Source organism: Bradyrhizobium sp. UFLA03-84, assembly GCF_002289535.1.
Taxonomy (GTDB): Bacteria; Pseudomonadota; Alphaproteobacteria; order Rhizobiales; family Xanthobacteraceae; genus Bradyrhizobium; species Bradyrhizobium viridifuturi.
This window is the reverse complement of record NZ_NSJY01000020.1, coordinates 166,908-180,718: the sequence shown is the minus strand read 5'-3', so window position 1 is coordinate 180,718 and position 13,811 is coordinate 166,908. Positions and strand designations below refer to the sequence as shown.

Sequence of the window (13,811 nt, the reverse complement as noted above, 5' to 3'; positions counted from 1 at the left end):
TTGCGCAGCCGACCCGCTTCCTTTATCCGGTAGGCGCCTTGCGTGCGCGCGGCCGGGCGCCGCGATTTGGGCTGGGCATATCAATGCATGATCGCTGTGGCGGACGCGTTTTCGCCGCGATCATGGTCATGGTCTGAAACACCTGAAGGGAACATCTTCGCAATGGCCAATGTTGTCGTCGTCGGCGCCCAATGGGGTGACGAGGGGAAGGGCAAGATCGTCGACTGGCTGTCGGAACAGGCCGACATCGTCGTGCGCTTCCAGGGCGGTCACAATGCCGGCCATACGCTCGTGATCAATGGCGAGACCTACAAGCTTGCGCTGCTGCCGTCCGGCGTGCTGCGCCCGAACAAGCTGGCGGTGATCGGCAACGGCGTGGTGTTCGACCCGCAGGCCTTCCTCGACGAGGTCGCCAAGCTGAAGGGGCAGGGCGTCGCGGTCGGACCGGACAATCTGCGCATCGCCGAGAACGTCACGCTGATCCTGCCGCTGCACCGGGAGCTGGATTCCTTGCGCGAATCCTCCAACGCCATCACCTCGATCGGCACCACCCGCCGCGGCATCGGCCCGGCCTATGAGGACAAGGTCGGCCGCCGCGCCATCCGCCTGATGGATCTCGCCGACCTCGACACCCTGCCGCACAAGATCGACCGCCTGCTGGCGCATCACAACGCGCTGCGCCGCGGCAACAATCTGCCGGAGATCGAGGGCAAGGTCATCCTGGCCGAGCTGTCGGCGCTGGCGCCGAAGCTGCTGCCCTATGCCGAGACGGTGTGGCGGCTGCTCGACCTCAAGCGCCGCGAGGGCAAGCGCATCCTGTTCGAGGGCGCCCAGGGCGCACTGCTCGATGTCGACCACGGCACCTATCCCTACGTGACGTCGTCCAACACGGTGGCGGCGCAGGCCGCGACCGGCACCGGCCTCGGGCCGGGCGCCGTCGGCTATGTGCTCGGCATCTGCAAGGCCTACACCACGCGGGTTGGCCAGGGTCCGTTCCCGACCGAGCTGAACGACGAGATCGGCGAGGAAATCGGCCGTCGCGGCAAGGAATTCGGCGTCAACACCGGGCGCAAGCGCCGGGTCGGCTGGTTCGACGCGATGCTGGTGCGGCAGACGGTCCGGACCTGCGGAATTGCCGGGCTGGCGCTGACCAAGCTCGATATCCTCGACGGGTTCGACAGCATCAAGGTGTGCATCGGCTACAAGCTCGACGGCAAGGAAATCGACCATCTGCCGGCGGGCGAGGGCGCGCAGGCCCGCGTCGAGCCGATCTACGAGATCATCGAGGGCTGGAAGCAGCCGACCGCCAATGCGCGGTCCTGGGCGGACCTGCCGGCCCAGGCCATCAAGTATGTCCGCCGGGTCGAGGAACTGGTGGGGTGCCCGATCGCCCTCCTGTCCACCAGTCCGGAGCGTGAAGATACTATTCTGGTACAGAATCCGTTCGAGGCTTAACGGGATATTACCTATATCCCACCAATTGTGTGGAAATGGCTGACTACTACCCGCTGATCGCCCGTGCCATCGCCGGACTGGACCCCAACGCCCCCGGCGAAGCCCGCCGCGCGCTGTATGCGCGGGCGCGGACGGCGTTGATCCAGCAACTCCGCGGCGTGCAGCCGCCGCTCTCCGAGTCCGAGATCACCCGCGAACGGCTGTCGCTGGAAGAGGCGGTTCGCAAGGTCGAGTCCGAGGCCGCGCAGCGCGCCCGCGAGGCCTCGCGCCCCGGCGGCGGCGCCCGCAGCAGCGATCCGTTGCGCCGTGCCAATGCGAGGCCGCCGGAGGCTGGCGCAAGGCCGCCCGAGGCCAATGCCGCCGACACCGCCGCGCGCCCGCGGCCGCCGGCCGAACCGCGCCCGCCGCGCAATCTACGCCCCGATGCGCCGCCGCCGGTCCCGCCGCGGCCGCAGAATCCACAAACCCCGCCGGGTCTCGATACCCAGGCGCGGCCGGGTGCGCCGCGCCGCGCTGGCGAAGGTGCGCCGTCGCCGGCGGCGCCGGGCGTACGCGGTTTCCGCGACATTACTGCAGACGCCGACGATCTCGGCCGCGCCGCGGCGCAGGCCAGCCGCAACGCGCGCAAGACCTACGCCAACGTGCCGTCGCCCTCGCCGGAATTCGACCGGCTTGAGCCGAGCCTGGAGAACCGCGGCGGCGATCCCGAGGCGCCGTACTCCTACGAAGAGTCGATCGAGGAGGCGGAGCGCTACACCCCGCAGCAGCCGCCCCAGGCGCCGCCGCCACGGTCGCGGGTCAGCAATGCCGATCGTGAGCCGAAGCGGCCGCGCGTCGGGTCGGTGTTCCCGCTCAAGACCGCGATCGCGGGCATCCTGCTGATCCTGGTGGGCGCCGGCCTTCTCATCTGGGGCAAGCCGGACTTTTCCTCAATCAGCCGTCTGTTCCAGCCCTCCGCCCCGGTCGAGGCGCCGAAGGATGCCGCGGCGACGCCGTCGAGCAAGAAGATCACCGACCGGGTCGGCCAGCCGTCGTCGGGCGAGCCGGTCGCTCCGGTGGCGCAGCGCGTGGTGCTCTATGACGAGGACCCGTCGGATCCGAAGGGCAAGCAATATGTCGGTTCGGTGGTTTGGCGCACCGAGCAGGTCAAGGGATCCGGCAACCAGAAGCCCGACATCGCCGTGCGCGCCGACATCGACATCCCCGATCGCAAGTTCAAGATGACGATGTCGTTCCGCCGCAACACCGATTCATCGCTGCCGGCGAGCCACACCGCGGAATTGACCTTCATCCTGCCGCAGGACTTCGCCAATGGCGGCGTCGGCAACGTTCCGGGCATCCTGATGAAGTCCAACGAGCAGGCGCGCGGAACGCCGCTGGCTGGCCTCGCGGTCAAGGTCACCGACGGCTTCTTCCTGGTCGGCCTCTCCAACGTCGATGCCGACCGCTCGCGCAACCTGCAGCTCCTCAAGGAGCGCTCCTGGTTCGACGTGCCGCTGGTCTACACCAACCAGCGCCGCGCCATCATCGCGATCGAGAAGGGCGCCCCCGGCGAGCGGGCGTTCAACGACGCCTTCGCGGCGTGGGGTGAGTAGCGGCCTCGGCACTCACCCCGGTGCTCGCGATGTCGTCGCCCGGCCCTGTCCGGGCGCTTCCGTATCGCAGTGACGTCCCGCTGCTGCAGTGCGGCCGATGCGCGGTCCCCGGAACATTCCGGGCGCTTCCGATTTTCCCTAGAACCGTCGCGTGACTTCGTTACACTCGCCTGACGTCGGGCAAGGGCACGTCATGAAACGCTATCTGATCTTCGCGGCCATCGGACCGTTCATCGGCGGCTTCCTGCTGCTGCTGATGACCACCTATCAGTCCGGCTACTGGACCGAGACCAATGGCGGCGAGGTGCTAAAGCTGCTCGTCGTGTTCGTGAAGTCGCTGCAATACAATTATCTGTTCGGCATCGTCCCGTCGCTGATGTTCGGCGCGATCGACGACATCCTGATGCATATGCGACGGATCGCGCCAACGGTGCGGATGCTGATCGTAGGTCTCGTGGCCTTCGTCGGCGCGGCGCTGACTTACGCCTCGCACGGCTCCGAAAGCGGTCCGGTGCAGTTCATCCTCTATGGGCTGGTCGGCTTCATCCCGGGCGTGATCACGTCGTGGCTGGCGCACAAATACGCCGAAGAGCTGCACGCGCCGGCGCAGCCGGTATCGCAACACTAGGGAATGCGCCCGTACCCATAAGGGATAACGGCAGGGAAATGCGGACGTCGCAGGCTTCGGCTGACCGATGGCCTATGACCCGACCATGACATTGCCGCACCACGATCCCGGAGACCGCGGACCCGGATGAACGCCAGTCCATGCGCTCGGTGCGCCGGACATCTATCCCCCAGTGCGATCAACCTCGGCAGATTGTTGCGGCGCGGCCACAACGACGAAACTTTGGCGAGTTCGATGGTCGCGACGACCCGGTCAACGTTGCGTTCGCCGCCGTGATCTCCTCTAAGTTGTGCCCTGAGCGTTGGCCCCTTCTGATCTGATTGGCCGACGGGAAGGCTGGGAATGTACAGGTTTGGAATTCGCTATCACAGCGGCTCCTTGCGTCGTTTGACGCTTGCCGCAGGCCTCCTGACAGCATTTTCGTGGTGGATGGACCGGCCGGCCAATGCCGCCTGCACGCCTGCAGCCGGTAACGATGTGACAGCGAACTGTACGGGCACGACAACCAATCAGGGCGGCGGCGCGCCTGGCACCAGCGCGCAAAGTATCGGCTACGGAACCGGTAGCGAGACCGGCATCAACATCAACGTCGAAGCCGGGAGTACGCTGTCGGGCACTTCAGCCGGCATCTCCATCCACGACGGAACGGTGACCAATGGGTCCAATCTCACACTAATAGGATCCACGAGCACGATTTGGGGGCAAGGCACCGCCATCACGGCCAGCGGCAATCTGACGGTGAACAACGAGGCCAGCGGGCTGATCTACACCGTAACTGGCGGCTCCGCGATCCGCGTCAACGGCATTGCCAACATCAACAATTCCGGCGTGATCTCAGGATCATTCTTCTCAGGGGTTACGGTTGCCGGCGGCTTCGCTTCGGCGGACGCATCACTGGTGACGTTGTCGGGCTTTACGGCGGACCCGGTCTCGTCGTCAGCAACTCCGGCACAATCAGCAGCAATAATTATGCGGGCCTAGAAGTCGGTAGTGGATCGGCGGTGACCAACACGATGAGTGGTGGCATCGGTGGCTTGGCCTATGGAATTCTAGCGACCGGCAGCGGAGTGTCGATCTATAACGCCGGCTCCATTGTCGGAACGACCGCGATTCAATTCGGTGGCGGAGCCAATACGCTGACACTGGCACCGGGCTCATCCATCCAGGGCCAGGTGTTGGCTTCTGGAGACGATTTTCTCCAACTCGGCGGCAGTAGCGGCAACGGCGTTTTCGACTTGAGCGCGATCGGCGTCACCCAGCAATATCGAGGCTTTTCGACCTTCGAGGTGATTGGTGCGACCTGGACCGTAACCGGCACCTATGGTCAGACTAATCCGTGGGTATTGCAGGCAGGCACGCTCAACGTCGGCGGCGACCTGTCGGCAGCATCCCGTCTCAACGTGGTGGGTGGCATGCTCATGGGCACGGGCACGGTCGGTACGATGCAAGTCGGTGCCGGCGCCATCTTCGCGCCGGGCAGCGGCGCGCCGGGCACCTCGATGACGGTATCGGGCAATCTTGTCCTGCAGCCGGGGGCGATCTACCAGGTGCAGATCGATCCATCGGCCGCATCCTTCGCCACCATCAGCGGCACGGCTACGATCGCCGGCACAAGCGTGAACGCGTTCTATGCCCCCGGCAGCTACGTCAGCAAGCGATACACCATCCTGACTGCGGCAGGCGGCGTGTCCGGCACATTCGGCTCGCTCGTCAGCACCAACCTGCCGGCGAATTTCCACACTTCATTGAGCTATGATGCCAACGACGCCTATCTCAACCTGTACCTGAACTTCACGAGTCCGGGACTCAACGGCAACCAGCAGGCGGTCGGCAACGCGCTGGCCAGTTTCTTCAACGGCAGCGGCGGCATTCCGCTGCTCTACAGCTCGCTCTCTGCCGGTGGCCTGACGCAGGCTTCCGGCGAGAGCGCCACGGGCTCGCAGCAGGCCACGTTCGATGCGATGCACCAGTTCATGGGCGTGCTGACCGATCCATTCATGGGCAGGGGCAATGGCTTTGGCGGCGCGTCGGCGGCGACGGGTTACGCTGACGAGGACGACCAGGCCAGCGCTTATGCGGCACGCCGGGGCGCGGATGCGTTTGCGATGTTCACCAAGGCGCCGCCGGCGGCGTTCGTGCCGCGCTGGAACGTGTGGGTAGCGGGGTTCGGCGGCTCGCAATCGACCAACGGCAATGCCACCTTGGGCTCGAATGACACGACGAGCCGGATCGCCGGCACCGCCGTCGGCGCCGACTATCTGATCTCGCCGAACACGCTTCTCGGCTTCGCGCTCGCCGGCGGCGGCACCAGCTTCAGCGTCAACAATCTCGGCACTGGCCGCTCCGATCTGTTCCAGGCCGGCGCCTATGTCCGCCACACCGAGGGCCCGGCCTACATCACCGCAGCACTCGCCTATGGCTGGCAGGACATCACCACCGACCGCACGGTGACGGCAGCCGGCATCGACCGGCTTCGCGCCGAGTTCAACGCCAACGCCTATTCCGGCAGGCTCGAGGGTGGCTATCGCTTCGTCGCGCCGTGGACCGGTGGCGTCGGGATCACGCCCTATGCCGCGGGCGAATTCACCACCTTCGATCTGCCGGCCTATGCCGAGCGGGTGATCTCGGGTCTGCCGACCTTTGCGCTTCATTACGGCAGCCGCAGCGTGACGGATCCGCGCACCGAGCTCGGCCTCCGCACCGACAAGTCCTTCCTGGTGCAGGACGGCATCCTGACGCTGCGCACGCGCTTCGCTTGGGCGCACGACTACAATCCCACCCGCTTGGCGGCCGCCACCTTCCAGGCGCTGCCGGGCGCCAGCTTTGTCGTCAACGGCGCGGCGCTGGCCAGCGATTCCGCGTTGACCACCGCATCGCTCGAGATGAAGTGGCGCAACGGCTGGTCGGCGGCCGCGACGTTCGAAGGCGAGTTCTCCGACATCACCGCGAGCTACGCCGGCAAGGGTGTGCGCTACGCATGGTGATGCGCGTCCTCGGCCGAAATGAGCGTGTTGCAGTCGGGCTGGAAGCCAGGGTCAGGGCAAGCGCAAGCAACGAGCGCGTCATTATATTAGACTCATCAATGCATTAGGTCCTAGCCGCAAGGCGGGCAAGATGCTCTTCATACAACTGTCACATGGGTGTCATGTAGACGTAGTCCCAATGTCACATGGCCGCTTTTGTCCTCCCGCGGCTGTGAGGGCATTTAGATGAGCGATTTGGCGTTACCTGGTTCGATCGAGCCCGCGCGCCGCCGGGGTCCCGATCTCGAGAAGGGCTTTCATCCCCTCACCGGTATCATCTATCTCGGCGTGATCGGCGCCGCGCTGCTGTTCGTGGCCTACAGCATTTACGCGGACGTTGGCGCCACCGGCGCCGGCAAGACTTCCTATGCGGCGTTCCTGCTGCTGTTCGTCGCGCTGCTGATCTCGCTCGGCTTCGAATTCGTCAACGGCTTTCACGACACCGCAAACGCCGTCGCAACCGTGATCTACACGCGCTCGATGCCGGCGCATATCGCCGTTGTCTGGTCGGGCCTCTTCAATCTGATCGGCGTCCTGCTCTCCAGCGGCGCCGTCGCTTTCGGGATCGTCTCGCTGTTGCCGGTCGAGCTGATCCTTCAGGTCGGCAGCAGCGCCGGCTTCGCCATGGTGTTCGCGCTGCTGATCGCGGCCATCATCTGGAACGTGGGCACGTGGTATTTCGGACTGCCGGCCTCGAGTTCGCACACCTTGATCGGATCGATCATGGGCGTCGGCATATCGAACGCCTTGATGCACGGACGCGAGGGGACGTCCGGCGTGGACTGGTCGCAGGCCGTCAACACCGGCAAGGCGCTGCTGCTGTCGCCGCTGTTCGGATTTCTGCTTGCTGCGATCCTGCTCTACGGGCTCAAGACCGCCTTGCTGCGCGCAACGCCGGCGCTGTTCGGCGAGCCGCAAGGCGATCAGCCGCCGCCTTGGTGGATTCGCGGCATCCTGATCCTGACCTGTACCCTGGTCAGCTTCTTTCACGGCTCGAACGACGGTCAGAAGGGCATGGGCCTCATCATGCTGATCCTGATCGGCGTGGTCCCGACCGCCTACGCGCTCAACCGCGCGATGCCGGCGAGCCAGATCGAAGCGTTCACCGCCAATTCGGCAGCGGCGAGCAAGGTCGTCGAGGGCAGGGGAGTTGATCGCAAGGTGACCGGCGATCCGCGTCCGGCGGTGACGAACTACATCGCGCTTCGGCAACTCACCGACGAGACCTATCCGTCACTCGCCGTCCTGGTCCGCGAGATCAGCGACCAGGTCGTTCAATACGGTTCGCTGGCCAAATTCCCCGCCGAGGCCGTCCGCAACACGCGCAACGACATGTACTTGGTGTCGGAAGCGCTTCGCCTGCTCGTGAAGAGCGGCGACAACGGGTTGAGCGATGCCGATGTCGCGACGCTCAGTCGCTACAAGGGCTCGCTCGATGCCGCCACCAAATTCATTCCGTCCTGGGTGAAGATCGCGGTCGCCATCGCGCTCGGCCTCGGCACGATGGTCGGCTGGAAACGGATCGTCGTGACGGTGGGGGAGAAGATCGGCAAGACCCATCTGACCTACGCGCAGGGCGCCTGCGCGGAGATCACGGCGGCCGCGACCATTGCCGCGGCGGACGGCTACGGCCTGCCGGTGTCGACGACGCATGTGTTGTCGTCCGGCATCGCCGGCACCATGACCGCAAACGGGTCCGGCCTGCAATGGTCGACGATCCGCAACATCGCCATGGCCTGGGTCCTGACCTTGCCGGTGGCGATGCTGATCTCGGGCGTTCTCTACTTTCTCTTCGCGCATTTGTTTTAGCCAGAACCGCAGAAAGGGGATTTTCGAGTGGCAGATGCAAGCTTCAGCCTTCTGACGGGCAACAGTATCGAAACGCGTTTGGTGCGGGCCGGCGGCGTCATTTTTCGCGAGGGTGAGCAAGCCAACGAGCTCTTCGTGATCAAGAGCGGCTACGTGCGCATCCAGGTCGGCAACAAGACCATGGCGGAGCTCGCGCCCGACACGATCTTCGGCGAGATGGCATTGATCGACAACGAGCCGAGGAGCGCGACCGCAACGGCTATCACGGATGTCGAGCTCGTCCCGGTCTCGGAGAAACAGTTTCTCTTCCTCGTCGGCCAGACGCCGCATTTTGCCCTCAAGGTGATGAGGACGCTGGCGCAGCGGCTCAGGACCATGAACAAGGGCGTCTTCTAGGCGGCCGCGAAGGTAACGAACCTTCAACGTGACACAGTGGTAATGTGACGCAACTTGAACCGCTTGCCTGCGTTACCATGTGATGGCCATGCCCGAGGACGACATCTTCACGCCCCATGCCACGCGATCGCGGCCGCCCTTCGGCGGAGCGCAGGCGCGCGGCAAGGTCATCGATCAGGACGGGCGCGAACTCCCGGACGGCCCGCAGCATCCGGGCTTCGAGGGCTTCCACTTCGACTTCCGCAACGCCAGTGCCAATCCGTTCGGCAATCTGACCCGCGAGCAGCGGCTGCAACGGCTGGAGATGATCGCAAAGCTGCTCGACGTCGCCTTCGTCGTGCCGGGCACCAATGTCCGCTACGGCATCGACGGGCTGATCGGCCTGATCCCCGTGATCGGTGATCTCATCACGACCGCGATCTCGCTGTGGCTGGTGCGCGAGGCCCGCCTGCTCGGCGCGCCTTGGCACATCACCGCGCGGATGCTCGCCAATGTCGCGGTCGACGGCGTGGTCGGCATGGTGCCGGTGGCGGGCGACGCCTTCGACGTCATGTTCCGCGCCAATATCCGCAATGTGCGGATGCTGCGCCGCTGGCTCGACAAGCAGCCGCGCCTCTAGCGCATAATCCGGAAAAGTGTGCAGCGGTTTTCCGATCGGATGATGCGCACGGAGGAGTCTCCCAAAAACAAAAGCCCCCGGATCGGTCCGAGGGCTTTTCGTTAGGCGACGAGCAGAAAGCTTATGCGGCGTCGGCGTCGGTCTGGCTGGCGGCGGGGCGCGGACGGCGCGGCAGCGGGAACGCCTCGCTCTCATAGAGCGAACGGATGCCGTTCTGGTCGAAACGGGCTTCCTCGACCTGCAGATAGGCGCCGTTCAGCGAATCCGCCGGCAACTGCTCCATCGCGAACTGCACGGCTTCGGCAGCGGTGCCGAAACGGCGGTACGCGAAGCCCGCCCGCTTCTTCTTGCGGATCGCGGCAGGAAACAGTTCGGCAGACGTATTGTAGTTGAACGGACGCAGGGGACGCATGGTCGACGACCTCTTGTGTTCTTGTCAGTTGGCGTGGCGAAAGGGATTTTGGGGGACGGCGGCCTACAATCGGCGGCGCGCCGTACATGTCATTTCGATCCCTAATATAGGCCTCTTTGACAAAAATGCGACCCCAGAAGCGGCCCCGGCAGGGCACATGCTGAATCCGCGCATGGCACCAGGTTAGATCAAATAAGATCATTTATTTCAATGGCTTATGGCTCTCAAATCTTGTCGAGCCAGGCCAGGATCGCGACCACGATCAAAATCACCCCGAAAAGCCCCATTCCGGAGTGGCCGAGACCATAGCCATAGCCGCGGATCCGGCCGCTATAGCCGCCCAGCAGGATTACCAGCAGGAGGATGATGAGGATCAATCCGAGCGACATGGCGCCCTCCTCAGAACAGGCGGCAGCCGCACGGCGAGACGCCGACGGCCCCGCGGATTCCAAGCAAAGCACATTCCGGCCCGCGAGTCGTTAACTTCGGTGTCACTCCGCGGCGATACGCAGCATCGAACCCCAATTCGCAATTGCGAATTGGGGAGTTTCCGTTCGGTTGGGACCGCTCCGGAATGACGGCTTCGCCGTCACTTCTTGCCTTCGTCGATCGGGAGCACTTTCAGCGGGGTCGGATAGGGCTCGACCCGCAGCGAGTCATGGGCGATCAGTCCTACCTTGTGCAGCGGCGCCTGTTCGAGATCGCCGGAGGCGGATTTATGCACGGCGTATTGCCAGACGCTCATCGAGCCCTTGGCGACCAGCATCTTGGCGATGCCACCGGCATTCTGGCCTTCGACCGCGGCGAGATCGGCATCCGTCAGGCCGATGACGATCTCGTCCTTGGAGGTGATGACCTTGAACAACGAGATCTTGTCGGCGGCAAATGCTGGCATGCTCACCGTGCTCCCCAAGATGATGCTGGCAAGACCGAGACCGAACAAAAGCTTTACTGGAATCCGTGACATCAAAACTTCCTTTTGTTGAAGCGCGCGGACGGCCAGCCAATGCAAAGCCCCGCGCGACCGGTTCTTGGTCGCGCGGGGCGGATCAAACGTTCGACGGGCGGTCGATTATTCCGGCCCGTTAGGCCCGGAGGCCGTTACTTCTTCTCGTTCAGCTTCAGCGCCGCCGAGTTGATGCAATAGCGCAGGCCGGTCGGGCCAGGGCCGTCGTTGAAGACGTGGCCGAGATGGCCATCGCATTTCGAGCACAGCACCTCGGTGCGGATCATGCCGTGGCTCATGTCGCGCTCCTCGTCGACATGGCTCTCGGCCGCGGGCTTGGAGAAGCTCGGCCAACCGCAGCCGGAATCGAACTTCTGGTCGGACTCGAACAGCGTCTGCCCGCAGCCGGCGCAGACATAAGTGCCGTTGCGCGGGTCATGCTCGTATTCGCCGGTGAACGGCCGCTCGGTCGCCTTCTCCCGCAGCACGGCGTACTGCATCGGCGTCAATTCCTTGCGCCACTCGGCCTCGCTCTTGCGGACCTTGCCGTCGGTCTTGGTATCGGACATTCAACCTCCTTTGCGAGTTGCTCAGTTGGTGACCTTGGTGCTGCTCACCAGCGTCGGCTTCTCGATGTAGTTCTCCGCGAAGATCTTCTTCAGGTTCTCGACCTTCGGGATGTCGTTATACGCAATATAGGGCTGGTTCGGGTGCAGCGTCAGATAGTCCTGGTGGTAGCCCTCCGCCGGATAGAACGCCTCCAGCGTTCCGACCTTGGTGACGATCGGCTTCTTGTAGACCTTGGCGGCGTTGAGCTGGGCGATATAGGCGTCCGCCACCTTCTTCTGCTCCTCGCTGGTCGTGAAGATCGCCGAGCGATATTGCGTGCCGGAATCCGGGCCCTGGCGGTTCAGCTGGGTCGGGTCGTGCACGACGGAGAAGAAAATCTGCAGGATCTTGCCGTAGGAGATCTTCTGCGGGTCGTACTTGATTTCGACGGACTCGGCGTGGCCGGTGGTGCCGGTCGACACCTTCTCGTAGTCGGCGTTCGCCTTGCTGCCGCCGGAGTAGCCGGACACCGCGCTGGTGACGCCGGCGGTGTGCTGGAACACGCCCTGGACGCCCCAGAAGCAGCCGCCCGACAGTACGGCAGTCTTGATGCCGCTCTCATGTGCGTCCGCCGCCGGCGGCGGTATGATGACTGCGTCCTCGGCGGCAAGCGAGGGCGCAACGGCAAAAGCGGCAACGGCCAGCGCGCCGATCGCGGCGGCGCACAGCGAGAGGCGACTGAGGGAGCTCTTGGGCATGGGTTCCTCGTGGGATCGCAATTGGGGGCCAGTCTAGAGCGGGCACCGGCATTGGCAAATCGGGCCGGGCTGCTCCGACGCTTCAAAATACGGGCGAGGCGACGTTTTGTTACGGCGCCGGACACACGGTTTCGTGAGGAAAATCAGCGAGGTTCAGGGATGACGGTGATGGATTTTTGCCGGCGGCCCCTCCACGCACGTCGTCCTGGCGAAAGCCAGGCCACCAAATGTAGCTGTAGGCGGGATCGTGGCCCCAGCTTCCCGCAGCAACAAGCGGCCGGGGTAATGGGTCCTGGCTTTCGCCAGGACGACGCTGAATACTGGTGTCACACACTCATCAGCTGTCAGGATGACGTCGGCGCATGCGGGACGATCACACCACCACGCTGAGCCGCTTCGCCGCCCGCGTAATGCCGGTGTACAGCCACCTCGCGCGAGAATCCTGAAACGCAAAACTCTCGTCGAACAGCACGACGTCGTCCCACTGCGAGCCCTGCGACTTGTGTACGGTCAGCACATAGCCGTAGTCGAACTCGTCATAGGGCTTGCGCTGCTCCCACGGCACGCCCTCGACGCCGCCGTCGAAGCATTCGCCGCGCACCGAGACCTTGGTGACCTTGTAGCCAAAGTCCTCGTCCGGCATCACGCGCATGGTGATGATCTTGGATTTCGACTGCGCGCGCGCCTTGACCCGCCACAGCCCGCCGTTGAATAGGCCCTTCTTGCGGTTGTTGCGCAGGCAGACCAGCTTGTCGCCGGCGACGGGGAGGGGATCCTCGATGTTCAGCCGCTGCCGCACCCGCATGTTGTAGGCGCGGCGGGTGTTGTTGCGGCCGACCAGCACCTGGTCGGCGCTCATCACGCGGTCCGGGTCGAGCTCCTTGCGCGACACCACTTCGCTCTCGCCATGGCGGCCGATCTCGAGCTCGCGGCCTTCGCGGATGTCCATCGACATCCGCACGATCGGATCGTCCTGCGCCTGGCGGTGCACCTCGGTCAGCATCGCGTCCGGCTCGGCGTCGGTGAAAAAGCCGCCGCCCTGGATCGGCGGCAATTGCGCGGGATCGCCGAGCACCAGCAGCGGGCAGTCGAACGACATCAGATCGCGGCCGAGATCCGCATCGACCATCGAGCATTCGTCGATCACGATCAGCTTGGCTTTCGACGCCGGCGCGTCGTCCCAGAGTTCGAAGCTCGGCTGCTCGACGCCGGATTCGCGGGCGCGGTAAATCAGGGAATGGATCGTGGATGCGCTGTCGCAACCCTTGTTGCGCATCACAAGCGCTGCCTTGCCGGTGAAGGCGGCGAACTTCACCTCGCCGTCGACGCCCTCGGCGATGTGCCGGGCGAGCGTGGTCTTGCCGGTTCCGGCATAGCCGAACAGGCGGAACACCGGCGGCGTGCCGTTCTTGCCCGGCTTGGCCTGCAGCCAGTCGGCGACGGCTTTCAGCGCGGAATCCTGGTGCGGCGTAAAGGTGGTCATGAGGCTTTCGGAGGAACGAGCGCGCGACCGATAGCGCCGCGACTCATACCAACACAAGCTAAACATTCATGCGTTCCAGGCAAGCCGCCTCCCGCTGTACGGAATTGGAGTTTCGCCCCCGAGGCTGGACTTGGCCTT

14 protein-coding genes are annotated in these 13,811 nt (G+C 64.5%); 8 read left to right on the top strand and 6 right to left on the bottom strand.

Going from position 1 to position 13,811, the window contains the following annotated elements; genetic code table 11:
- Positions 1-162: 162 nt before the first annotated feature.
- From CK489_RS39980 to CK489_RS39945, 8 genes are all read left to right on the top strand, one after another.
- On the top strand, positions 163-1,455 hold the full coding sequence (locus tag CK489_RS39980; RefSeq protein WP_050632042.1) for an adenylosuccinate synthase: 1,293 nt from the start codon (positions 163-165) through the stop codon (positions 1,453-1,455).
- A gap of 35 nt (positions 1,456-1,490) precedes the next feature.
- Positions 1,491-3,050, top strand: a complete 1,560-nt coding sequence (locus CK489_RS39975) for a hypothetical protein (protein ID WP_095736150.1) — start codon at positions 1,491-1,493, stop codon at positions 3,048-3,050.
- 193 nt (positions 3,051-3,243) lie between these two features.
- The gene (locus tag CK489_RS39970) at positions 3,244-3,678 is read left to right on the top strand and encodes a DUF5413 family protein (RefSeq protein WP_050631831.1); all 435 of its coding nucleotides are present in this window, start codon (positions 3,244-3,246) and stop codon (positions 3,676-3,678) included.
- A 342-nt stretch (positions 3,679-4,020) separates the two neighbouring features.
- Positions 4,021-4,659 (top strand): hypothetical protein, encoded by a 639-nt coding sequence (locus tag CK489_RS39965; protein ID WP_143278330.1) that lies wholly within the window; start codon positions 4,021-4,023, stop codon positions 4,657-4,659.
- A 20-nt stretch (positions 4,660-4,679) separates the two neighbouring features.
- Positions 4,680-6,662, top strand: coding sequence for an autotransporter domain-containing protein (locus tag CK489_RS39960; protein WP_245350755.1), 1,983 nt, complete (start codon positions 4,680-4,682; stop codon positions 6,660-6,662).
- A gap of 225 nt (positions 6,663-6,887) precedes the next feature.
- Complete coding sequence (locus CK489_RS39955) at positions 6,888-8,510, top strand: inorganic phosphate transporter (protein WP_095736148.1); 1,623 nt, start codon at positions 6,888-6,890, stop codon at positions 8,508-8,510.
- Positions 8,511-8,537: 27 nt separating this feature from the next.
- On the top strand, positions 8,538-8,906 hold the full coding sequence (locus CK489_RS39950) for a cyclic nucleotide-binding domain-containing protein (protein WP_050631829.1): 369 nt from the start codon (positions 8,538-8,540) through the stop codon (positions 8,904-8,906).
- An 82-nt stretch (positions 8,907-8,988) separates the two neighbouring features.
- Entirely contained in the window at positions 8,989-9,525 is a 537-nt protein-coding gene (locus tag CK489_RS39945) for a DUF4112 domain-containing protein (RefSeq protein WP_095736147.1), read from the top strand.
- A gap of 121 nt (positions 9,526-9,646) precedes the next feature.
- On the opposite strand, the gene CK489_RS39940 is transcribed toward CK489_RS39945, so the two are convergent.
- The 6 genes from CK489_RS39940 to CK489_RS39915 form a co-directional block, all read right to left on the bottom strand.
- A complete protein-coding gene (locus CK489_RS39940) occupies positions 9,647-9,937 on the bottom strand; it encodes a hypothetical protein (protein WP_016844322.1) in 291 nt (96 codons plus the stop codon).
- Positions 9,938-10,161: 224 nt separating this feature from the next.
- A complete protein-coding gene (locus CK489_RS39935) occupies positions 10,162-10,326 on the bottom strand; it encodes a DUF3309 family protein (protein WP_074131060.1) in 165 nt (54 codons plus the stop codon).
- A gap of 200 nt (positions 10,327-10,526) precedes the next feature.
- A complete protein-coding gene (locus tag CK489_RS39930) occupies positions 10,527-10,832 on the bottom strand; it encodes a hypothetical protein (RefSeq protein WP_095736218.1) in 306 nt (101 codons plus the stop codon).
- A 206-nt stretch (positions 10,833-11,038) separates the two neighbouring features.
- Complete coding sequence (msrB, locus tag CK489_RS39925; RefSeq protein ID WP_050631827.1) at positions 11,039-11,452, bottom strand: peptide-methionine (R)-S-oxide reductase MsrB; 414 nt, start codon at positions 11,450-11,452, stop codon at positions 11,039-11,041.
- A 21-nt stretch (positions 11,453-11,473) separates the two neighbouring features.
- The gene (gene msrA, locus CK489_RS39920) at positions 11,474-12,190 is read right to left on the bottom strand and encodes a peptide-methionine (S)-S-oxide reductase MsrA (RefSeq protein ID WP_050631826.1); all 717 of its coding nucleotides are present in this window, start codon (positions 12,188-12,190) and stop codon (positions 11,474-11,476) included.
- A 373-nt stretch (positions 12,191-12,563) separates the two neighbouring features.
- Positions 12,564-13,673: an ATP-dependent DNA helicase gene (locus CK489_RS39915; RefSeq protein ID WP_050631825.1), complete on the bottom strand. Its 1,110-nt coding sequence runs from the start codon at positions 13,671-13,673 to the stop codon at positions 12,564-12,566.
- Positions 13,674-13,811 lie beyond the last annotated feature (138 nt).